This window comes from Puniceibacterium confluentis (genome assembly GCF_007923445.1).
Lineage (GTDB): Bacteria > Pseudomonadota > Alphaproteobacteria > Rhodobacterales > Rhodobacteraceae > Puniceibacterium > Puniceibacterium confluentis.
Window position 1 is genome coordinate 1 of the sequence record NZ_VOJI01000041.1, and the last position, 21,892, is coordinate 21,892.

The window sequence follows — 21,892 nt, forward strand, 5'->3', positions numbered from 1 at the left end:
CGGGCCAGCTACCCGAGCGCCCCAAGGGGGTCATTTTTGGATGCCGATAGGGGGTCAAGATTGCCTGCCGATTGACACGATGTCACGATTGTGCGCAATTGGCGCGTCACGTCCAACGCGCTCGAACCCATCGCGGCAGCCAGCAGTGGCACCGTGCTGGTTCTGGATGAACTCGCGCAGATTGATCCGCGGAAACTGGGCGATGTTGCCTATCTGCTGGGCAATGGTCAGGGCAAGGGTCGCATGGGGCAGAAAGGGGAACTGACTCCGGTCTTGCGCTGGCATGTTGCGGTGTTGAGCTCGGGGGAAATCTCGATCGCGGATCACATCGCGTCGGGTGGTCGCCCGGTGCATGCCGGTCAGCAGGTCCGGCTTGTCGATATCCCTGCCGACAGCCGGGAGTTCGGAGCGTTCGACGTGCTGCATGGGTCGTCCGACGGGAGGGCATTCTCTGAGCGGTTGAGCCGGGCCGCAGCCGTGAACAACGGCTTGGCCGGGCCTGCCTTCGTCGAGGGCCTGATGCGCAATTACTCAGAGCGAGACGCAATGACTCGGGCCGTTGAGCAATTTCTGGCCACTGCCATGCGCCAGCACGACCTGCCGGAGGAGGCGCAGGTTCAGCGCGTCTTGAAACGGTTCGCTCTTGCGGCACTGGCCGGGGAACTCGCGTCGAAATTCGGTCTGACTGGCTGGCCTGAAGGTGCGGCAACAGCCGCGATAATGTCTCTGGTCGGTGACTGGTTCGCGCAGCAAGGACGGGCTTTGAGGTCGGAGGTCGAAGGATCAGTCGCCCTCTCACGCGACTACCTACGGAGCCATGCTGTTACTCGTCTGGCTGAACTCGGCTCACCTGCCATTGGCGGAATGGATGGCTGGCGGGATGACGCGTGGTTCTACCTTCTGCCGGATACCTGGAAACGGATTCATGGCAACGATGCTGTCGAGGCCGCACGGCTCCACCACAGTGCCGGGCTGCTCAAGACCAGCAAAGGGCACAACCAGTATCGGATGCCTCGGAAGGTGACCGGCCAGCCGTGGGTCTATGCCGTCTCTGCCCGGATCCTCGAAGGGGGCAATGAAACGCCTGACTGAACCACCGCGCGACCGACTTGGATCACTTGGATCATGCCACCGCAGCTGATCCAAGTGATCCATGCGATCCAACTGATCCAAGTCCCGAGACCAGTGTCAGCGCAAGTCAACAACTGACGACAACGGTGTCGGCGCCAGATCGCAACGCGTTCGCAGCCGGTCCAGCGCGGGGCCCAGCTACACAACACTTTGCCACCCCACCTCTAACCAAATATCCTCAACACCTACAGGGAGTTACCCCATGATCCACGACGCCCCTCCCACACCGAAAATCCCCGCGACAAAACGCCGTGGCGCCGTTGCTTACGCCCGTGTCTCTACGCTGCAGCAATCCCATGAGAGCCTCAGCATTGAGGGTCAGTTCGATTCCATCCGGTGCTATGCGGCCAAGCACAAAATGGACATCACCCTCTGCGAAATGGACGAGCTTTCAGCCTATGGTCCCGGCTCGGAAAATCGACCGGGCCTGCAGTCCGCGATACGGCATGCGAAGACAACCGGTGGCATTGTGATTGTCTACCGGGTGAGCCGTCTCAGCCGTTGGGTGGCCTCCGTCGATGTTCTGCGCGCGACCGGCGTGCGCTTTCACTCCGTCGATACGGGCTATCTGTCTGAAGAGCGCTTCCGGCGCGGAGTTCTCAAGGCGCAGGAGGAGACCGATCATAAGTCCCAGGCCCAGAAGATGCAGAACAGCCTTGCACGCCTGCGGGGGAAAAAGCGTCCCAGTGGTCTCCGTCCTGAAGATCGCCGCACAGGCACGGTCCACAATCAGCTTCGCCGCGACGACAACATCCGCGCCGTCGCCAACCATTTCTGTAACCTTCCCGGGATGGAACACATGACGCATGGTGCGCGCGCCGAGAGCCTCAGATTGGCGGGAATCTTCCGGACTGTCAGCGCCCGCAAGGCGCACCGTTCGGAATGGAGCAAAGAATCCCTTCGCAAGCAATGGTCGCGCGTGTTGGCGGAGATAGAGCTTTTGCGGGATGAGGATGCCCTTACGGGAGGCGATGTCGGCTGAGCATCTCCCATTCCAACATCGGCTGCCGGGTTGGCCCTCCGGTAGCCGATGAGCGGCCTCGCGTTTCCCATGAAAGTCCCACAAGTTTCTGCGTCAAGTCCGTCATCTCCGCTGCAATAACGTAATCAAGACAACAAACTGCAGCATACTCAGGAGACGCAGATCATGCCCACAAAGGGACATCCTCACGAACAATCCCGGCTCGCGAAGTATATCAATCGCCGGGTTCTCGAACTGGCACCGAAAAAGGCGCAGCGCGACATTGCCCTGGAAGCGGGTTTCCGCAACCCGAATATGGTCAGCATGGTCAAGTCCGGCAGTGCCAAACTTGCGCTCGATCGCGTTCCGGCCATGGCAAAAGCGCTCGAGGTCGATCCGAAATTCCTCTTTGTCCTGGCCCTCGAGCAGACCGGTTTCGAGACCACACGTGCCGCTGTCGGTGACATCTTTGCCGCCGTGGTCACGGACAACGAAGCCGACTGGATCGAGGAACTCCGGGACGCCTCAGATGGCACCGATCCGCGGCTCAACCGGCGCGCCCGGTCCGCACTCCGCGGGCTTTTCGGAAAATGAGCCGCCGGGTTGTCCATGGCTTCGCGCTCCCGGATACGGAGTTGCCGCTGTCAGCGGAGGAGCTGGCTTGGATAGGCTTCCTGCGTGATCTTCATGCCGGTCCGGTGCGGGCACCGACGCTGGCGGCCATACAAGGGCTCAGGGAGGCGCTTAAGGGTCGGTTGGCGGGTTTAGACGTCCGGAAGTAGATTGCGGAGAGTCACTCAGATGGCTGTGCATCAACCAACATCTCGGACCGATTGATTCTACTTGTCGATGTCGTCGAATATCGATCGCGTCGCCGCGGGTGCGGGTGGCACGGGGGATTCTTCCTTCTTTTGCGTCACGATGTGGGTCCAGTCCGTATCGCTTTCGTCCTCCTCATCCCGCTCGCGCTTGCGCTCTTCGATCTCCTCGATCGAGCGCCTTACCTGGTCTCGTGCTTCGTCGATCAAAGTGGCTGCGTCGGCGTCGACTCCAATCTCCTCCACCCGATCTAGGACATCGAGAAGTTTCGTGAAATGACTATTAGGCTCTTCGTCTAAATCGGCATCCGCGTTAATCTCGTCGATCCGATCTTCGAGGGATGGTAAGACCGTGGTCCGAAATCTCAAACCCATGCTGACAAGGCGTAATGGCGATAATAGGCCGAACATATCCTCTTCTTCGAAGAAAGAAGCGTCGAGCGCATTAAGCGCCGTCGATTCAAGCCTGTCTGCTGCTTCTAGCCGCAGTTCTTCGCGCAAGAATCCATGGCGATGTGCCCGACCGTAGGTGGCAAGCTGGGGGTCGTTCCCGATTGGGTCGGTCCGCCGGCATGAACGCTGCAACAAATCCGGATATTGCTGAACAACCTTAGAAAAAACCACCTCGCTGGCGCGATACGACAGGAAGTTGAACAGCATCCAATTCAGATGGAGTTCGTCGGATGTATGGCCGAGACGGGCGACCAAAGCGTCATCTAGTGCGGTCGGGATGACCAAGGCGTCCCGGATGAGCGGCGATCCTTCGCACGTGAAGCTCCCGAGAATGGTGTTGATCGGCGCGCCACGGATCAACGCGGCCATCATATGCGGCTTCTGCCGCATGATTTCTGTCAGGGCATCCGAGATCGTCGGATGTGCGAACGTCCATCTTGGTCCGGAAAGCTTGAGAAACGATCCCTTCAATTCTGCAAAGCAATCCTGGATCTTGGTGATGGAATAACCGGTCAGTTCCGCAACCGCCTGCGCAGCCAAGGGATCGTAGTCGCTGGGATCGAAACCGGCCTGATGAACATAGACTAGAATGAGCGCGGCTTGCAGCCGGTCGTCCAAGGCGTTGACGGTATCGATAAGGTGCTCGGTTGGCTCTTCCATGAAGCGGACGAGCGAGGCTTTGCGTGGTGCCAGTCCTTTGGTGAAATTCGGATCCCCAAGCCGTTCGGCAATACCGGGAAGAAAATCCTCGACGGCGGCCACGGCGGCAAGATGAGGCTTCACGCTCGACCGCCAGCTCTGACTCTGCTCGCCGAAATTGACGTGGTTGTAGAGAATCTGGGCTTTCTCTTCGACAGTCAAATTGCCCACGTCGACCACAGCATTTCCGTCCGTGAACTGCGCGAGATTGCGCTGGCCAAGCCGCCGCCGCGCTCCCTCGTAAATGTGCTTGCGCGACGTTAGCAGGAAGCGATTGCCGTGATTGATCGCCGCACGCAATTTCGAGAAGGCAGAGGCCCATTCCTGGACATAATCGTCGCTCAGCACGTTCGAGCCGAAGGCATCGTCAATCCAAAAAAATCGCCTTGGGTCGTTTGGATTCCATCCCGCCTCGAAATCGCGCGGGCTCGTGAGAGCAAGGATAGTGCTATCCGGGTTCTCCGATGCAATCGTGGAAACGATGGCGCCGATCGCCGATTTGCCACTCGACGGATTGCCGAGCAGGAGCACGACACCATGGTTCGAAATCGCTTTAACTGCGTCGCGATGAGCCTTGGTTGGAACATACGTCCGCAGCTTCGGTATCCAGCTTTCGAGGAGCGCCCGGCTCTGTTCACTGAGCCGCTCGTCGACGATTGAGGTCAAATCGCCAAGACCATAGACCTGTGGCACGAGCGCGCGCAGGCGGGCGCTGCTCCTGATGACACGAACAATATATTGGCGGCCCAGAATATGCGGCTTACGCACGCCGAGCTCTCGCAATCGCGCGCGCATCGCGGCGGCGACAGGCGCATCGACGCTCATGTTGGTCATGAATACGTAGTTGTCGGCCAGACCAGCCTTGACCAGTTCCTCGACATTTTTGATCTCGCCCGATAGGTCGCCTGCCTTTAGCGCCTTGCCCGCCTCTGAGGTGTGCTTGCACTGAATTGTGCCAATTGAGGGCGCTTCAGATTCTGACGGAATAAGAAATACCGCATCTTGGCCACCATCCTGCGCTTCCCGAAATATCTCAATTGGACGACCGAGCACGACCTCGCAGACCTGCGAGCAGAGATCCTGAAATGCACGCCAACCGATCGTGTGTAGCGCTAGGTCGCTCCAAGGACCATGCGCGCGGCGCTCTCGGGCCGACACAATCTCATCAAGGCCGTTGTCGGCCTTCAAGCGACTGGACCCTGCGCTTGGGCCTGTGGAAGTTCAGGTAGGTCCTCGTCGCGGAAAAGGCGCCATATTGCGCGAACCACGTTCTTCAGCATCTCGCTCTCGCGACCCTGCTCCTTGGCGCGCTGCAATGTCTGAAAAACGACCTCGGGGATTTTTTGTGTGTCATCGCTCGGAAGCATGCCGAAGGGCTCACAGGCAGCAGCAAGGCACGCGGCGTGGATTTCTGGGGTTATATCCTCTTTGAGACGGTGTTCCAGCGCATTTCTAAAATGCGCATAGCAATCGCTGACAAGATCCTCGGCCGGAGCGGCATTGAACTCTTGGTCCGGCCTTGCGAGCTTGCTCAAGGCAAGGTCGGTTGCGGGCTTGCGCTTGGCTTCTGCCAAATGTTGATCGCAATCCCAGAGTAGGAAGGTCGGAATGCCCAGGTCGCGGAAAATGACATAAGGACGGTCGAGGTTGGACTTACCCTCGGCCGAAAGGATGGCGATCCCGGCCGCCTCGAAATTGACGCCGAGCATCCGCGCGGTAGCTGTGAGCGCTGCTTTGTCGCTGCGCCCCTCGACTAGGACGACGCCATTCGCGAAGAAACCCTCCGCCAGTTCTGCTCCAAGGATATGGAGCCGCGGTATCAAGGTCTGTGCGCTGTAGGAGCCGACCGGCTTATCCCAGCCGTGTTCGAGCTTCTGCGCCACGATACCGAGATTGAGGGCCTGCAAGCTGCACTGCTTGAATGCGCTGTCGGCGCAGGCTGAGCGGCGGGTGAGCCGGATCTCGTCGGCCTTACCCATAGAAATGAACACCGGCGAGTGCGAGCCGAAGATGATCTGGGTATGCCCTTGGGCGCCTGGAAGCTTGCCGCTGCTTAGCCCGCGCAGCACCTCGGCGAAATGCCGCTGCTTGGTCGGATGCTGGTAGAGCTCTGGCTCCTCGATCGCGAGGATCAATGTGGGCGCCTGGGCGACCACTGCGGGATCGTCGGTAGCGCCGCCACCCGCATCACCGGCACCTGCATCCTCAGCTTCCGGGACCGCCGCCCGCGCCAGATGTTGGAGCAGCGTAAAGATGAAGGCGCGCTGCAGGCCGTGACCCTGCCTATCGACCGGACCGCCGAAACCGTCGTCCCTAAGAGATACGTCCGCCATCGGTAAAGGGACCGGCATCTCTCCGATTTCTCGCCAGGTCAAGTCGACCGCCGCCTCTAGATACAGCCCGCGCAGGTCGGCGGTGAGCGTCCCCGCCAATGTGCCAAGCTCCGGCATGTTCTCCGCCGACACCAACGCCTGATAGGCCTGCGTCATCTGCGCTTTGAAGGCCTGGACGTCGGGTCGCTGCAGGATCTGGCTTCGCACCAGCAACTCGAGCAACTTCCCGATAGCGCTTGTCTTGCCGTCGGCCGCATCGGCCGATGCCTCGCGCACCGCAGGGATGAACACGAAGCTCGTATGCCTCTGGAGCTTGCCGCGGCTATTGTTCTGAAAGCCAAAGAACTGCCCGTCATCGAGCAACAGGACCAGTTGATCGGGATGAGCTGCCTCCCAATCCAGCAGCGCCTGGTCAACCGCGGCAGCGCTGCCGGCGTTGGGCAGATCCGCGTAGAGCGGATTGTTTTCGCGCAGGGTATCGTAAGCCGTGCGTTTCTGCATCGCTCCGGATTGCGATCGGATCGCGACAAAGTCGGGGATTTGAGGAACAACACCGTGATAGCGACCGCTTGAGGCACCACCGTCGAAAATACGGGTGACGACCAGCTTGCCGTCGCGAACTCGGTCCTCGAACGACGCTACTTCCTGATCGCTCAGCTGATTAAAGGTGAGTTCGATCTCGATCGGCTGTCCCTGATCGCGTCCGAAGAAATCGTCGGCGTCGCAGCTCTTAGACGTGGAGTAGAATTTCTCAAGTGCTTTTAGTATAGACGACTTGCCCGCGCCGTTGCCGCCAATGAACGCCGTATGCGCGCCAAAGCCGACGTCGATATTTCGAAGCGATCTAAAGTTTTTGAAACGCGCGCGCTCGAGCTGCATTGGTCTCTCCCCCAGTATTCTTACTTTTCGATTTCTATCGGTTCGAACGCAATGGCAATTACAATCGTTTAGACCGACACCTTGCAAGTGGTCTTGTCGCGTATTTGTGCCGCCCCAAGTGCTCGACTAAGCCAGTGGGCGTTCGAAGGCCAAGGGGCTTTTTCCTCCCAATGCTGAATGTCGACGGCGCGGGTTATAGAAGCCATTGATGTATTGGAAGATGGCCTTCTCAGCCTGTCGTAGTGTTTCCCATGACATGCGCCAAATCAGCTCTGCCTTGATGGTTTTGAAGAAGGCTTCGATCGCTGCGTTGTCATAGAAGTTGCCTTTTCCGCTCATCGACGCCTTGAACCCAACTGCGTCAGCGAGAAGCGTGGCGAGTTTACGCCTTGGACGCGGTCATCTTTACGCAAGCCTTTCAAGGCTGCTCTTGACGAACTGGCGTTCCAGCGTGAACTCGATGCTGAAGAGGATGCATTCGACGTTGTTCTGTCGGCCTCGACTGGGGGACCTGAGGGCCCAGTGCCTGTTGAGCCGCAGCGGGCCAAAATAAGAGTCGCTGGTGAGTCTGAAGACCTTTCGGCCGGAAGTGTGGCCAGTGACGCAAGTCAGCGCCCTGAGATCCCTTCCAGCGCCTCTGGTGATCTGCAGGCCAATCCCATAACCGGCACTCAGACACCTGCAGAGACTGTCCCGGCAAAACTGCCTGCACCGCAGCGGAACGCGGCATATGAGTTCCCTTTGACCCGCCGTAGTCTGAACGCCACGGAGATACGTGTGATCGACATGATCATGCGGGCGCGCAAGTTGAGCCAGAGCCAGGTCATGGACGAACTTGGCCTGCCCCGGCTCGACCCGTCTCTGTGGATGGCGCGGCGTCGTGGAACTACGGTCGGCCCTGACATGCTTGATAGGCTCCTGATGTGGTTCAAGGCGAATCGAGCGGTCTGGGGAAAACTATGATTGCCGTGGTGCGACGTCTGGTTGTCGACCGTCTGAACGGAATCCACGGTGGAAAAGCGAGGAGACCGGTTTCGGCCCTAAAGCAAGCAATTGCCCACCGTAGACCGCACCCCTGAGCACGGACATCACCGCAGTGACCGGCATTTACTTTCTTCGGGAGTGATTTGATCCATCGCCCAGCCGACGCTGAACCCATGCAGGATCGTCGACAAAAGGATGACGAGGCCCACCAGCGACCATAATTGACTTTCGTTGATGAACTCAATGTGACTGCCCGCATAGCAGAGGTAGTAGATCGAACCGACGCCGCGCACTCCATAGACAGATACAACTGCACGGTCGCGCAGGTCGAGATCGCTTCCCATCAACGCGATGCAGCCTGACAATGGGCGGATCACCAACAGCAGCACCAGGGCGATCAGGACGAGCCTCCATGTCAGATCGACAAGCAGGGTCGGCAAAACCGCACCCAGTCCGATCAGCAGCACCGCCGTCAGGGCGTGTTCTATCGACTCTGAGAAGTCGTGCAGGCGTCTGTGGAAAACGTGGTGTTCCTCGACCCGACGCAGAGTCAGCCCCATGATGACAACCGCAATGAATCCATAGCCTTCGATCAATTCGGTTGAGCCATAGCACAGCAGGACTCCCGCCAGCGCAATCACCCCCGAACCGGTTTCGGCCAGCGCAGAAGATCGCGGCACCACAAACAAAATGTAACCAAGCATGCGACCGCCGACCCAGCCCATCGCCGCCCCGACACCGATCCGGTAGATGACATCACGCAAGAACCATTCGAGACCCCACGCATCCACGGTGAGGCCTTGAGCGGCGACGATCAGGCCCAAATAGACAAATGGGAAAGCCAGCCCGTCATTCAGTCCAGCCTCGGTCGTCAGGACAAAGCGCACGGGATGCTCAGCACCCTCTTGCGGCGGTCCTACCTGGACCTCTGCCGCCAGCACGGGGTCAGTCGGCGCAAGCACTGCGCCAAGCAGGATGGCTCCAGCCAAAGTCAAACCCACGATCCAGACGCTCAGCCCGGCGATCGCGAAAATCGTGATCGGCATGGCAACGGCGAGCATCCGCACCGTCGGCGCCCATCGACGCAACGGGCGCAGGCTGTCGATACGCATTCCGGTCCCAAAAAGTGCCACGATGACGGTAAGTTCGCTGATCAGCTCCCACGGCAGCGGCGACACCCGTGGATCGGGCACAACCGGCAGGCCCGGCACCATCAAAGACGCCGAGGCACCAAAGAGGATCATCAGAGGTGCCGACGCCGGTTCGCGTCTCGAGACCAACCGTGGCAACCAGCGCGACAGGATCACGATAATGCCGATAACGGCAAGCGCGACATGGTAGGGATTGAAGGTCAAGAACGACTCTGGCGACAATGTGTGGGTCTCTCTCGCCGGATTCGGCATTGGTATCGCGAAGATAGTGGAACTTTGAAAGCAACGTAATCTCTACATGCACCGCCTCCAACCAATCGGCGAGCGGCAGGGCACAACGTCGCCGATCCCGACCAGTGGGTCATTCTTTGCGTGCAAGCTCGCATAGCGATCGGAAAGGACGAAGCGGGGATACATTTGCAACGAGATCCTTCCCGCAAGATAGCGCCATAAGAAGCAGGGCGTCATGCGTTCTCAATCCAGATTCTGACAACCACCACAGCCGCTTTCTCGGGTCGTTGGAGGGCTGTTCAGATCTTAGCAGGCCCTGTTTCGACAGGTGCTTGAGAGATCGACTGCAGCGGCCTTGTCGACGCGAATGACTAAGGCGCCATGCGCGTTTCGCGACCGGGATACCGGTCTGAACGGAGCAGGATGATAATTTGCGGAACGAGCAAAATGAGAATGCATGCGGGTGACCCTCTGACGCCGGATGCATTACGCCACTAACCAGCCCGACGTGCATATCCGGCTAAGGAGAGGCCATGCTGCCCCGGAGGAAAGGCTGGACAGGTCGGGACCGGTAGACCTGCATCGAGCACCCATGCACAGTAAAGTCCTAGAAAACTCCGACAATCACTATGGGGATGCATCTAGTCGCCACCAGACTTCCGGGGTCAATACTGCCTGTGTGGTTTAATTGACTCAGAGACGGTCAGAAAGACGTCGTTTTCTGTTACCAGGATGCTTGGACTTGGGTGATCTCCGCGAATCCGGCGCCGTCGAAGGACCTTCTGTCGTTGGGCGGCGAGGTCAACCACCGGTTTTGCCTGCGGCGTCCAAAATTGCGATGCTAATGACTGAGGAACGCACCCTTAGATCTATGCTACCCTTCCCCTTACCATCCCTTACGCTTCCCTTGGTCCATCCAGACACAGATTCCCCGCTTGCACCAGACCCCGGCCACCACGACGACGCGTAGGAAGGAGCCGATTTCGCCGACGTGCTCCCTTCCTTCTGCCCGCTGCTACTTCAGTAGGGTCAGAAGCGTCGCCAGCTCTTCTGCAGACGATCCAGCGCGGCGCCGACCAAGCTGCTCATTTCTGGCCAGTCCATCAGCGCCCATCCGTCCCGGTCAGTCTTGCGGGGCTTCCGCCGCATCTGTTCTCTTTGTGCCTGGGCGCCTGCACGCAGGCTCATCTCGACACCATGCACGCCGCAGGTCTTCATCTGTGCGATCGCGTCCACAATGGCCGCACCTTCCGCCTCACAGGTCGGCAGGCGAAAGCTCAGCAGGTTCCGGCTCATGCTTCTGAAGCTACTTCGCGCCAGATCATCGACCGTATTCAGTCCGGCCTGCTCCAGCGCCTCGAGCGATGTCAGCGTGAGCTCAACCCGAGCCCGGCGCTCTTCGTTGGCAAGGATCTTCCGCGTGCCCTTGGCCGTATTTCGATAGTCTGCGATCTTGTGCTGGACGTTGGTCCGGCGCGGCCCGCTTTCCTCTCCCCGATAGATCGTGGAATTCAAGTAGAGGTCGTTTCGCCGCTTAGTGCTCAGCAAACGCCGCCGGACGCTTGGTTCTTGCAGCTGGGTGTCGGAGTGCAGCTTGTCGCCAGCGTCCGTTAAGAGATAGCGCAATGATTTTTTGTCACCGTCGGAATATACCTGCCTCGGATCAACACGTCGGGGCACGGTTGGCTCATGTGCAAGAAACGCCTCTCCGGCTCCCCAGAGGTGCCGCTGCACGAGTCCCACGATCTTCTCACGTGTCACCAGTGCTTCAACTGGGTCCGCATGGTCTCTCGGATAGAAATCGACCGCAAGTTCCAGCAGGCAGAGTTGCACCGCACCGGCGATCCCGGCAGTGTTCTCGATGGTGTTCAGTGCCGCCCTGAGGTTTGCCGGTGTCGGCTCTTGCACCATGACCGCGAAGTGTTGCCCCGTCGCCTTCGTAAGATCGAGCTGCGGCAGGCATGCACGCCAGTCGTCCGTGCCGGCCTTCATAGTTCTGTCAGCGACGTAGGCACCATTGCCGACTTGTTTGGTCAGGGCATTCCATATGACTGTGGCAGACGTCAGCGACTTCGTGCTGAGCACCAGGGCTATCCTGTCGATCACTGCCTCGATCCTGATGGTCTTGCTGAAATCATGCTCCGGCTTGAACATCACCTTGCCGACCCTGTCAGTGCGAAGTTTATGCTCAGCGGACGTGGCAGGCACAGGCAGGATCGAATAGCTCAAGTGGGGCACTGTCCGTGCCGGGATTGCGGTGTAGCGGTATTCTGCCTCAGCATCCGGCGAGGAGTAGCACAGCCGAATTTCGAACGCGGTCGGGGACACAACGGGGGCAACAGAACTTACAGCCGGTGTGGTCACTCCAGCAGGGAGCGCAACGCCCGGCGCGGAGACCGTGGCTATCTTGGGCGTGCCGGTGGGAATTGGCGTCTTCAGCGCCTTCGCAAGTCTTGCCAACCGCGGCGAGGCGTCAACTCTCAGCCCGTTGAACTCCAGCCCTCCGGCCTGGAGATGCACGAGGTATTCCGGCAGAATTTTTCGGAGGGACCGCAGGGCTGACGAATGGTCGGCTGGCGCCGTCGTTTCATCGAAACAGATTCTCCAGAACTTCACGATGTCCTTGGTCGCGATGCGCGTGGTCTTCGGCGATCCGTTCGATGATGACAGCGCGGCGAAGGCGGCACATGCAGCCTTGAACAGCCTGCGCAGATCCGGTGCCCTGCCTGGACGTTTCTTTGCGCCGGGCATTCCGTTACGGAGCAACCATGCGCCGAAGACGATCAGCTCGGCGTGCAGGCCAAGGCGTCCGCTAGACGATATCGCTGTGACGATTTCACGGGGTTTGTGACTGCCGACCTGGATCGTTCTCAGGAAAACCAGTCGGTTAACTCGCATCATGAAGCCGTATTCATCAGCCGCGGCGTCCGGCGCCCCGTCCTCGAACAAGCCGATGCCGGTCGGCAGAAACCTGTCGTGATAAAGGTCCAGTTGGCGGCGGGTGTTGGAGAGGTCGACGGGCATTCTGCAAAGTTCCGGAAAGCGCGAATCCAGCTGCGCAAGCGTCCGATACTGGATTGGCTGCAATCCGCAATGGGGAATCTTGGCAGCCGACCTGCCCACCCACCTGAACTTGACCAGAAATACCGACCTTTATCTCCGTCAGAACGGGTTAGACGGATCGCCGCGATGATCGAACGTCGCCCTGACTTGAATAAGTTGACATGGCAGGAACGGGCGGCCAACCTGAACGAGGCTGGGCACCACAACTGCGTCAGTGAGCAGCTTGGGGGAGTTCAAGCTGTGGACGGCCCGGTTCCTGCGCACGCCATTCAAGGCCGCCCTCAACGAGCTAGAATTCGTGGCCGATCTCGACGCCTATGTGGATGCGATTGACACCGTTCTTTCGGCGTCGGGTGGTGAAACCGAGGGCCAAGTGTTCATCGGGCCGCAGGAGGCCCAAACAAGAGTCGCTGGTGAGTCTTCTGCCCTTCCGGCTGGGTCTGAGACCGTCGACATCAGTCAGCGCTCTGACGCCCCTTCCAGCGGCTCTGGTGGTATGCAAGGCAATGTCTGACCCAGCACGCAGACTCCCGCTGCGAGTGTTGCGGAAATACCGACCGCGCCGCAGCATCAAACCACGGCACCCGAGATCCCGTTTCAGCGGCGCAGCCTTAGCACGGCTGAGATCCGCGTGCTCGACCATCTCATAACGGTCCGTGGGCTGCAGAGGCCTTTCCAACAGCAAGAGCTTCCTTGCCAAGCCACCCGCAGCCTTGCCGCAACCTTGACGCGGCCTTTACATCGGCAGGATGTAGGGAAAGGTTGCGTCAAGGTTCTGACAAGGAAACCTTGACGTATGTTTGCCAAAACGGCGCTTTTCCGGTGTCGTGAGAGGTGAATCCAATAGCTGAAGGACTCGAAAACCCAATGAAATCAATGGTCGCGATGTGCAACCTTTCCCTTCGATCAGAGATGTTACGTTTTACAGGCTTTCAGCGACTGATGTAATCGCGAAATGCCCCGCTTAATTTGCCGTTCTGGACATCATTTTTCTGATAATATGGCCGCCCGCCATGATGTCGTGCAAGCCAGGTTTTTCTGCAAGCTGCTCACGCAGCCCGTGAACCGCCCGTATGGGGCTTCGCAGAACAGGTTGCAAAGCCGCGCGGTTCCGAAGATCGGGATCGCCCATGTCTACGGTAAGTAGCGCACCCATCCGCACCGTAGAACTTACGCCCAGCCGTGATCGCATGGAGGCTTTCATCTCGAGGCCGAAGGATCGTGAGGTCGTGGGCCTGGAAGCTCCGTAGGTTTTGAAGAACGACAGCGATATTGCCCAGGGCTCAGACGAGCCAGCTACAGCGGACTTACCCGTCGCCGGTTCTCTCGCTAGGCAATGATTTCACGCGCGTCGGATGATCTTTCCCTGATCGGCACGGTATTCATGGAGGTGCAGAGTCTTATTCTGAAGCAGCTCTACCGCTTCATGGATAACGTCGAGCGGCACGATGAACCACTCCCTGGGATGCACCGGCGTGCCGAACCGATCCTGGATCGTGATGTCGAGCCGACCCGGCGCGAAGAACCGGTGGAGCAGGTTCTCGAGTGCTACCCGGTTGATATCGATCAGCGTGAAGTTTGCGACCACGTCGACGTCGGCCATGAGAAATGTCGGTTCCTTCTGCGCATTCGTGAACCGTCTTTCGACCTGCCCACCTGTGACACCTATCTTGTGAATGACGGCGCGGTTTTCGGCGACGAGTGGGTGCTCGGACTGGCTGCGCAGGACATAGATCGTGCCGGTGTCACTGCCGCCACCCTCGACGGCGTTGTTGAACAGAGGTCCCGCGTCAGGGTCGGTGATGCGACGGCCTGCTGGGTCTTGACTGAGCGCTTTTTGCAATGACCGGGCGAGCAGGTTACTCTCGGTTCCGTTGTCGAAAATGACCCTCAGCCGACTGTCCCGGTTCCCGGATTCATTCGTGAACGGATCGCCCGCATGGGCGACGTAAGCCATCAATCCATCCACGATGAAGAACCGGCCCGGTTCGATCTCGGACTTCCGCTCAAATTTCAGAGTCTGCCGTGCGCCATCGGCGATGTCCGCTCTTGCAGCCTCGAAGAGCGGCGCGAACTGATCAAAGTCCGAACATGGCTGGCGGCTGGCAACATCGTCAGGCGCGGCGCGGCGTTCAGCCTGAGTCCGGACATGCCTGAGTTCTGTGAGGCTGGATTGCTCCGCCCCAGATATACCTAACGATGCGAGTAAAGCATCGTCATCCAGATCTTGCGGTTGCGTTTCGTCTTGCGAGCCCGGTTTCGACGCAGCGAGAAGATTTTGCGTATCGACCGCAGCCAGCAGCTCCCTGCAATCTGCCAACTCGCGCAGCTTGTCGAGCCGGACGGCATAGAGGCGTTCGAAGATGTCGCGATCGGCGCCGTGCTGCGGTGCCCTTCCGTGCTCCTCGGTGAACTTCTGAATGTCTTCGAAGCCGGCGATGATGCGTGCCTCGCGCGGGCTGGTCGCGGCCTTCTTCTTCTCGATCGGTTCGAGGCCGAGGTCGGACAGGATATCGAGATCAGACCGTTCAGGCATTTGCAGCCGCCTTTCTTTGAAGGAACGCGATGCCCTCCGCCATCTGGCGTTCCCAAGCGTCGGTCGAAGTCAGAGACGGCAGGCGGCCCCGCTCTTGCCGGAAACGGACCGCGCGCTCTGCCAACATGCGGGCTTCGTCGTGGGTGAGGTTGATGCGCTTCCTGGCAATGATCGCCGCGATATCCCGCAAGACCGCCTCGTCCATCGACTTAGCCAGGATAGCGCGGGCCGTCTGGAACGGGTTGATCCGGTCTATCAAGTCGATTTCCAGGTCCTTCACATCCGTCACATACTGGCGGACACCTGTGATGAAGGCGGTGTTTGCCTTGGGTTCATCTGAAGGATCATGAGCGGGCGCCTTGGCCTTGCCCTGCTGCGTCATCGCGATCGCCGCGACCGCATGCTGCCGCACGGCCTCGCGGTCGTCCTCGGACAACTCCGGATACCGGTCGGCAACGATCCGACCCATCCTGATCTGCGTGAACTCCTCGGCCGGTATCTCGTCGTCGAAGACACCGCGCTCGACGGTCTGACGGTCTTGCACGAAGGCGGCAAGCACCTCGTTGATGTCCTGTTCGCAGATGCGCTTGGCTTCGGCACTTTTCGGCGGCACCAGCCCGCCGATTTCCATATGGAATTGCCCGGTTGCCTCGTTGAAGCCAACGTTGGTCTTGCCGTTCTGATAGCCGTCGTCGCCGTAGTCGAACCCGTTCTTGCTGCCTGCCGACTTGGGCGTGAAGGTGAACTTCGGCGCCAGAACCTGCTCCATCAGTAGACTGGCGGCGATGGCCTTCAAGGTGTCGTTCACGGCCTCGTTCACGGTCTCTTCCGATGCATCGGGCTCCGCGATCAGGTTCGTGAACCGGGCGCTGGTCTTGCCGGGTGCGTCGCGTGTGGCGCGGCCGATGATCTGGACGATCTCGGTCAGCGAGGATCGATAGCCGACGGTCAGCGCATGCTCGCACCAGATCCAGTCGAAGCCCTCCTTGGCCATCCCGAGAGCGATGATAATGTCGACATGGTCGCGGTCGTCAGCGTGGGCAGAGTCTTTCAGCGATCCAATCACTCGGTCTCGACGGGCGCCGTCGTCATCCACGAGGTCCGCGATCTTCAGGACCGTGCCGTCCGGGCGTTCTACGAGCTGGAATCCGGTATTGGGGTCGGCACCCTTCCATGTGCCGAGGGCCTGCATGATGTCCTCCGCCTCGCGGATCTTGTCCCCCAGGCTCTCGCGGGCATTCACGTTCGGGATGTGGACGATGGTTTTCCGTCCGGCATCCAGCACTTCGGCGATCGCATCAAGGTAACGACCGGAGTAGAAGTAATACCCGATGTCGAGCGACTTCAGATGGTCGTAGCCGTTGAGCTGCTCGTAGTAGGTGTAGGTGACAGTTTCGAACCGCGCCTCGTCCTCGGGCATCAAGACAGCCTCAGCGTCGCCCCGGAAGTAGCTGCCCGTCATGGCGACGATGTGCGCCTTGTCGCGCACCATGAAGTCCCGCAGGTGGGCACCCAGGCGGTTCTCGGGGTTGGCGCTGACATGGTGGAACTCGTCGACCGCGATAAGCCGATCGTCGAAGGCCGCGACGCCCATGTCGTCGACTGCGAAGCGGAAGGTGGCGTGGGTGCAGACCAACACGCGATCATCTGACGCCAGGAAAGCCCTGACCGATGCCACCTTGCCCTTGGCGACCTTCGGATCATCGGCGCCGGGGGCGTTGCAGAGGTTCCACTGCGGCGCGACGATCCAGTCGGACCAGAACCCGTATTTTGAAAGCGGCGTGTCCTTGAATGAGGCCCCGATAGAGCGCTCCGGCACGACGATGATTGCCTGCCGCAGCCCCTGGTTCTCGAGCTTGTCGAGGGCAATGAACATCAACGCCCGTGACTTGCCCGACGCAGGCGGCGATTTGATCAGCAGATACTGCTCGCCTCGCATCCGGTAGGCGCGCTCTTGCATGGCGCGCATGCCGAGCTCGTTCGACTTCTTAGAGGCTCCGGTTGCGGCGTATTGGACGGAGACGGATGGGGCGTTTTTTACGTGTTCTGTCATGGCTGATCCAGATATCTGGCAAGTTCGCTAATTTTGCCGCACCTTGCTCTTTCATCGTCCAGTGGGTTCACTTTCAGATAGGCACTCATTGCATTGCGCAATCGCTGCCGATCCTGCCGGGACCCGATGCCTGCGCCCGCGAACTCGGTGGTGGCAAGGGCGGGATGGAATTTATTGTTCCCTATAGAAAAATCCTCACAAGACGTTTGACGGACAAAAAGCTCCAGAGCGCGTTGTCCGCTTGATCGGGGAGTTCGAAAATCGACGATGTATCCCTCGGCAGGCAATTCTCCCTTTTGCCAATCCCAATATACTTGGCAAGCTGGACCATGTCGCCTCTTCGCCTCCGCATCCCCAAGGTTCACGGTCTCTATTTCCTCGGGCTCAGTCAGTTCGTCGTAAACTGCAAAATATGTATGCTCGAAATCTTCCGGTCGCGTCTGCAACGCATCGGCAAGCGGTTCGGGATGAAGGGTGATCCGGTTCGCCTGCTGTCCAGCCTCGCATCGCAGGTTCCAACGGCGTTGTGCCAGTTCGATATCGTCCGCCGTCACCGCCAAGCCGTCCTTCCAGAAAGCGTCGAACATTGACACGATTTCCTTACGGTGGGACGAATACAGGATGTTGGCCTCCGCCCAATCGTTCATCGCGCTTTCTCCTCCGAGACCGTTTGCAGACATGTTCGAAGAACCGAGGAAAGATACACTGCCGACGATGCCGAGTTTCGCATGCAGGCCGTCGCGATGTCGGACCTGAACGCCCTTCTCGATCATATGCCTAACCTCGGCAGGGTTGGTTCCGCCACCGAGGAGGTTGCAGACCACACAAGTCTGATCGCCTTTGAGGCCAAGTGTCTCGGCGGCTCCATCACCCCAGTAGGCGACGGCAAGACGAGCGGTCGGCTCATCCGAATAAGCCTCCTGCAAAGCAGTTCTCAGTGCAGGGCCGTCAAAAAATCTTGGCATCAGGCTTTCTCCTTCTTCGCGGTCATCTTGGTATACATGTCGAAGAGCCTTTCCAGGCGTTCGGTGTCGTTGCGGAAACGGCGGCCGATGTAGATGCGCTCGAGGGTTTCGTCGTTGCGGTCATGGGCGGCGCGGAGGTCGGCGGGCATTTTCTCGGGATCGTAGAGGTCGGCGATGGTGGCGGGGAAATGCGCCTCGCGGGCGAGCAGGATGTCCTCGGCGCAGCGGGTGAGGTTGGCCTTGTCGGTTTCGGTGAGCTTCGGGACGGGGAAGGTGTTCCAGCCGAGGGTGTTAGAATAGCTAAAGTCGGTGCGCATGCGCACGCAAACCGTGCCGATCCAGACCCAGTGCAGGCGCGAAGCTATCAACGCCATATTCCAGAGTGGAGCGTCGTAGAGGGCGAAGTTGCGGTTCGAAAGGATTGCTTTATGATCTAACAGGCCGACTGGTAAATAGGGCCGGTTTTCAGAGCTTACCCCCGGCACAACGATGGTATGTCGTTTTGGTTTCCCGAGAATTATCCAGAACTTATGCGAAACTGAAGCTTTCGCACGTGTTGCCGCAGCTATACTCGACGTGCGCATTTGGCGGACACCTTCAATCCGCGCCGCAATAGAGGGAATTGCCATTGCCTCCTTCAGATGCTCATCTTCGATCCACAAGCAAAACCGCGACTTGGCATTGATAAATTCCTCAGAGCCATAAAATCGTCTAACAAATTTTTCGCGCTGGTCAGGGGATAGATTCAATGCCAGCATCTCATCTTCAGTCAAAGACAAATGACCACCAGCTTTTTCAACATTGCCGTAAACCATTGTTGATGTTTTACAAATTGGCATCGTTGTTTTTTGCAAATCCACATCGCGACCCGCAACCAAATAGGCGTTTATGTTCGCGACCTCTTTCATTACAGTCTCGTTTTCGGCGTTCAGACTATAGAGCTTGCGCGACTGGTTCGGCATGTTTGAAATCGCAATGATCGCCACAGTCACACCTGCATTGTGGCTGGCCAGATTAGCCCATTTGAACGAAGTATGCGCAAAGTTGATGTGAAGCCCCGCAGCAAAAATCGCTGGCCATAGAGCAGGCACCTGTTGGCCCTGACAAACGGAATTGGTCGACACAAAGGCGGCGGTGCAGTCAGTGTTTTGAGCAAAATCAGCGGCCTTCATGAACCAGCCGACCACGTAGTCGAGTGTCTTCCAGCTTTTAACCCGCCCGTCCAAGATCGCCTTCAGCTCTTCTTTTTGTTCCTTGCTTTGCCATTTCGTGCCTCTGTATGGCGGATTCCCGCAAATATATGTCTCCCATGTCTCCCCACTCCCGTCCAAATCCATTCGGCCCGTCGGCCCGCCCAGATCCAGCTCCTCGGCAGAAGCGGTCACAGGCGGGCACACCTCCTCCCAAGAGGTGCGCAAGGCGTTGCCCATCTCGATTTTCCCCGTGGCATGGAGCGGCAGAACCAGCGCCCGAGCCTCGGCCTGGCCGATGAAGCGCACATCGCACTGGAACTCGGCGATCAGCAGCGACAGGCGGGCGATCTCTGCCGCAAAGCTCTTGATCTCGATCCCGTAGAACTGGGTGAGGGAGATGGCGGAGCGCTCCAGCGCCTCGCCCCGGCGGCGTATGATCTCATCCTCGATCTCGCGCATCCGGATGTAGGCGATGACGAGGAAATTCCCCGATCCGCAGGCCGGGTCGAACACCCGGATGCGAGACAGGCGTTGACGCAGGTTGAAAAGCTTGCGCTTGTTCGTCCCGGCCGCCTCGAGCTGTTCGCGCAGGTCGTCGAGGAAGAGCGGGTCCAGCACCTTCTGGATGTTCGGGACCGAGGTGTAGTGCATCCCCAGCTCGCCACGCTCGTCATCGTCCGCGACGGCCTGGATCATGGAGCCGAAGATGTCGGGGTTGATGGTCTTCCAGTCGAGCTCCCCCGCCCGCAGCAGGTAGGCGCGCGAGGTGCGGGTGAAGGTCGGGCAGCCGATGTTGTCCTTGAAGAGCCCGCCGTTCACGTAGGGAAAGACGTCGGCCCATGATTTCACCCCGGCGTGCGCACCCTTGCGCGGGTCGAGGTTCATGGCGCGGAACAGCTCCAGCAGGACGTCGCGGGTGTTGAAGCCGTCGGCCTCGGTCATCTGCCGGACGGTGGCCGTGAAGAGATCGTCGCCATTGAAGATGCCGGTGTCTTCGGCGAAGAAGCAGAAGATCAGCCGGGCCATGAAACGATTCAGGTCGCCACGTTTGTCGGCCGCCTGCCAGTCCGGGTTGTCCTTCAGGATCTGGACGTAGAGCCGGTTGAGCCGCCCGGTCGCCTTGATGTCGATCGGGTTGTTCTTGACCTCGGCCACGGTCGAGATGCCCGCCAGCGGAAGAAAGAACCCGAAGTGGTTGCCGAGCTCGGTCAGTGGGCCCGAAATGACCTCGCCCGAGCCGATCTCCTCGGCCTCGAAATGGGCACCGTCGGTTGCAAAGATGAACTTGGCCTTCTGGCGCTCGGTCAGGGGGCTGGCACGCAGGCGGGCCAGCATCTCGACCGTCTGGCCGGGCTCGGCCACCGCCATGTGGATGTTGTTGCGCTGGAGCACGCCGCCGACATCGGACTTGTTGGTGTTGCCGCTGCGCAGGCGTTTGACGGTCGCCTCCTTGTTGCCGAAGGCGGCCAGAAAGGCGAAGGGGAACTCCTGGGGATCGAAGGGCGCGTCGGACAGCTGCGATACGGCTTCCTCGATCTCGACGGCGTTCATGTCTGCGATTCCCCCTGCCCTTGTTTTCGGGGACTGTGCATGATCCCCGTTGGAGATACCACGTCGGACATGCGGGCGAAACGGCATCAAGCCATCTCAATATCGTAATCCGTGTCTCACACTTGCTGTGGGGAACAAACAAAAATAGCCCAATCGTCCTTCATCTGTCGGTGCTTTTCCACCATGTCGGACCGCCTGTAAGCGCGTTCTACGGCACTGCCCATCTCGTGTGCCAAGGCAATTTCGGCCATCTCGCGGGGGTGCTCGGTCCGTTCCGCCACCCAGTCGTCAAAGGTCGAGCGCAGACCGTTCGGCACGGCGGGCCGTTTCGACACCGGATCGAGGAAGCCCTTGTGGCCGACACTCACTTCGGACTTGTGCATGCGCCTCATCACCGCCGACAGGAACGTATCACAAATACCCGCCAAGGATCACATTTGGTTACAAAGGAACGCCCGTAACAACGTTACAAATGTTTAGATAAGTGATTGATATTTAATGCTTCTTGTAGAGTTCAATCCTCTCTCACAGCACCATCTTTTTCCCTTCAATATCAAAAAGATGCAGTGTATCAGTGGCTTGGATGATGCTCGGTTCTACACCGAGGCTCTACACCACCATGGTTCTGCAGATGTCCCGACCCCACAAAAACCCGAAGACCGGCGTCTATTAGTTCCGCCAGAAGACCCCTGCCGACCTGCGCAACGTGTATGGAAAGTCGGAGATCAGTTGGTCGCTGAAGACCAAAGATGAGGACAAGGCGAAACGTCGACACGTTGAGGCGCTTCGCAAGCAGGCACTCGTTTGGCGGACCTGACCTGCTGCCCTGAGAGTCCTCGTTTATGAGTTGGCTCTGTTCAGGTTTTGGTCTTCTTTTGACCGGTTGGCATA

At 59.0% G+C, this 21,892-nt stretch carries 14 protein-coding genes and 2 pseudogenes; 6 read left to right on the plus strand and 10 right to left on the minus strand.

Translation table 11 applies throughout. The features are described 5' to 3' along the window. The first annotated feature begins 90 nt into the window (after positions 1 to 90). The 3 genes from FOY53_RS21425 (at position 91) to FOY53_RS21435 (ending at position 2,686) form a co-directional block, all read left to right on the plus strand. Positions 91 to 1,092: a DUF927 domain-containing protein gene (locus FOY53_RS21425; RefSeq protein WP_146592356.1), complete on the plus strand. Its 1,002-nt coding sequence runs from the start codon at positions 91 to 93 to the stop codon at positions 1,090 to 1,092. 241 nt (positions 1,093 to 1,333) lie between these two features. Next, positions 1,334 to 2,113, plus strand: a complete 780-nt coding sequence (locus tag FOY53_RS21430) for a recombinase family protein (RefSeq protein ID WP_146592357.1) — start codon at positions 1,334 to 1,336, stop codon at positions 2,111 to 2,113. A gap of 165 nt (positions 2,114 to 2,278) precedes the next feature. Beyond that, complete coding sequence (locus FOY53_RS21435) at positions 2,279 to 2,686, plus strand: XRE family transcriptional regulator (RefSeq protein ID WP_146592358.1); 408 nt, start codon at positions 2,279 to 2,281, stop codon at positions 2,684 to 2,686. Positions 2,687 to 2,931: 245 nt separating this feature from the next. On the opposite strand, the gene FOY53_RS21445 is transcribed toward FOY53_RS21435, so the two are convergent. The 3 genes and pseudogenes from FOY53_RS21445 to FOY53_RS21455 all read right to left on the minus strand — a co-directional run. Then, positions 2,932 to 5,250, minus strand: a complete 2,319-nt coding sequence (locus FOY53_RS21445) for an nSTAND3 domain-containing NTPase (protein WP_222435311.1) — start codon at positions 5,248 to 5,250, stop codon at positions 2,932 to 2,934. Next, positions 5,247 to 7,274 (minus strand): ATP-dependent nuclease, encoded by a 2,028-nt coding sequence (locus FOY53_RS21450; protein WP_146592360.1) that lies wholly within the window; start codon positions 7,272 to 7,274, stop codon positions 5,247 to 5,249. Before FOY53_RS21450 ends, FOY53_RS21445 begins: the two co-directional genes overlap by 4 nt. A 126-nt stretch (positions 7,275 to 7,400) precedes the next feature. Beyond that, a pseudogene (locus tag FOY53_RS21455) lies at positions 7,401 to 7,628 on the minus strand (integrase core domain-containing protein); the annotation flags it as partial. Positions 7,629 to 8,015: 387 nt separating this feature from the next. On the opposite strand from FOY53_RS21455, the gene FOY53_RS21460 reads away from it, so the two are divergent. Further along, positions 8,016 to 8,237, plus strand: a complete 222-nt coding sequence (locus tag FOY53_RS21460; protein ID WP_146592361.1) for a hypothetical protein — start codon at positions 8,016 to 8,018, stop codon at positions 8,235 to 8,237. 125 nt (positions 8,238 to 8,362) lie between these two features. Here FOY53_RS21460 and FOY53_RS21465 read toward each other — a convergent pair whose 3' ends face one another. Further along, on the minus strand, positions 8,363 to 9,613 hold the full coding sequence (locus FOY53_RS21465) for a cation:proton antiporter (RefSeq protein ID WP_342784341.1): 1,251 nt from the start codon (positions 9,611 to 9,613) through the stop codon (positions 8,363 to 8,365). Between the two features lie 1,056 nt (positions 9,614 to 10,669). Continuing rightward, positions 10,670 to 12,664, minus strand: coding sequence for a hypothetical protein (locus FOY53_RS21470; protein ID WP_146592363.1), 1,995 nt, complete (start codon positions 12,662 to 12,664; stop codon positions 10,670 to 10,672). Between the two features lie 262 nt (positions 12,665 to 12,926). Here FOY53_RS21470 and FOY53_RS21475 point away from each other — a divergent pair, with 262 nt between their 5' ends. Further along, a complete protein-coding gene (locus FOY53_RS21475; RefSeq protein WP_186766710.1) occupies positions 12,927 to 13,217 on the plus strand; it encodes a hypothetical protein in 291 nt (96 codons plus the stop codon). 828 nt (positions 13,218 to 14,045) lie between these two features. On the opposite strand, the gene FOY53_RS21480 is transcribed toward FOY53_RS21475, so the two are convergent. The 5 genes from FOY53_RS21480 to FOY53_RS21500 all read right to left on the minus strand — a co-directional run bounded on the left by FOY53_RS21480 (position 14,046) and on the right by FOY53_RS21500 (position 21,384). Beyond that, on the minus strand, positions 14,046 to 15,239 hold the full coding sequence (locus FOY53_RS21480; RefSeq protein ID WP_146592365.1) for a GIY-YIG nuclease family protein: 1,194 nt from the start codon (positions 15,237 to 15,239) through the stop codon (positions 14,046 to 14,048). Then, positions 15,232 to 17,292: a DEAD/DEAH box helicase gene (locus FOY53_RS21485; protein ID WP_146592366.1), complete on the minus strand. Its 2,061-nt coding sequence runs from the start codon at positions 17,290 to 17,292 to the stop codon at positions 15,232 to 15,234. Before FOY53_RS21485 ends, FOY53_RS21480 begins: the two co-directional genes overlap by 8 nt. Further along, complete coding sequence (locus FOY53_RS21490) at positions 17,289 to 18,257, minus strand: phospholipase D family protein (RefSeq protein WP_146592367.1); 969 nt, start codon at positions 18,255 to 18,257, stop codon at positions 17,289 to 17,291. Before FOY53_RS21490 ends, FOY53_RS21485 begins: the two co-directional genes overlap by 4 nt. After that, positions 18,257 to 21,001, minus strand: coding sequence for a class I SAM-dependent DNA methyltransferase (locus FOY53_RS21495; protein WP_146592368.1), 2,745 nt, complete (start codon positions 20,999 to 21,001; stop codon positions 18,257 to 18,259). The genes FOY53_RS21490 and FOY53_RS21495 overlap by 1 nt, the downstream gene beginning before the upstream one ends. Before the next feature lie 116 nt (positions 21,002 to 21,117). Further along, complete coding sequence (locus FOY53_RS21500; protein WP_146592369.1) at positions 21,118 to 21,384, minus strand: hypothetical protein; 267 nt, start codon at positions 21,382 to 21,384, stop codon at positions 21,118 to 21,120. Between the two features lie 302 nt (positions 21,385 to 21,686). On the opposite strand from FOY53_RS21500, the pseudogene FOY53_RS24170 reads away from it, so the two are divergent. Further along, a pseudogene (locus FOY53_RS24170) lies at positions 21,687 to 21,818 on the plus strand (DUF6538 domain-containing protein); the annotation flags it as partial. Between the last annotated feature and the right edge of the window lie 74 nt (positions 21,819 to 21,892).

Excerpts from the sequence above, each read along its gene's own strand:
- FOY53_RS21430 (WP_146592357.1), top strand. The coding sequence starts at position 1,334 with ATGATCCACGACGCCCCTCCCACACCGAAAATCCCCGCGACAAAACGC.
- FOY53_RS21435 (WP_146592358.1), top strand. The coding sequence starts at position 2,279 with ATGCCCACAAAGGGACATCCTCACGAACAATCCCGGCTCGCGAAGTAT.
- FOY53_RS21450 (WP_146592360.1), bottom strand. The coding sequence starts at position 7,274 with ATGCAGCTCGAGCGCGCGCGTTTCAAAAACTTTAGATCGCTTCGAAAT.
- FOY53_RS21470 (WP_146592363.1), bottom strand. The coding sequence starts at position 12,664 with ATGCCCGTCGACCTCTCCAACACCCGCCGCCAACTGGACCTTTATCAC.
- FOY53_RS21480 (WP_146592365.1), bottom strand. The coding sequence starts at position 15,239 with ATGCCTGAACGGTCTGATCTCGATATCCTGTCCGACCTCGGCCTCGAA.
- FOY53_RS21485 (WP_146592366.1), bottom strand. The coding sequence starts at position 17,292 with ATGACAGAACACGTAAAAAACGCCCCATCCGTCTCCGTCCAATACGCC.
- FOY53_RS21490 (WP_146592367.1), bottom strand. The coding sequence starts at position 18,257 with ATGCCAAGATTTTTTGACGGCCCTGCACTGAGAACTGCTTTGCAGGAG.
- FOY53_RS21495 (WP_146592368.1), bottom strand. The coding sequence starts at position 21,001 with ATGAACGCCGTCGAGATCGAGGAAGCCGTATCGCAGCTGTCCGACGCG.
- FOY53_RS21500 (WP_146592369.1), bottom strand. The coding sequence starts at position 21,384 with ATGCACAAGTCCGAAGTGAGTGTCGGCCACAAGGGCTTCCTCGATCCG.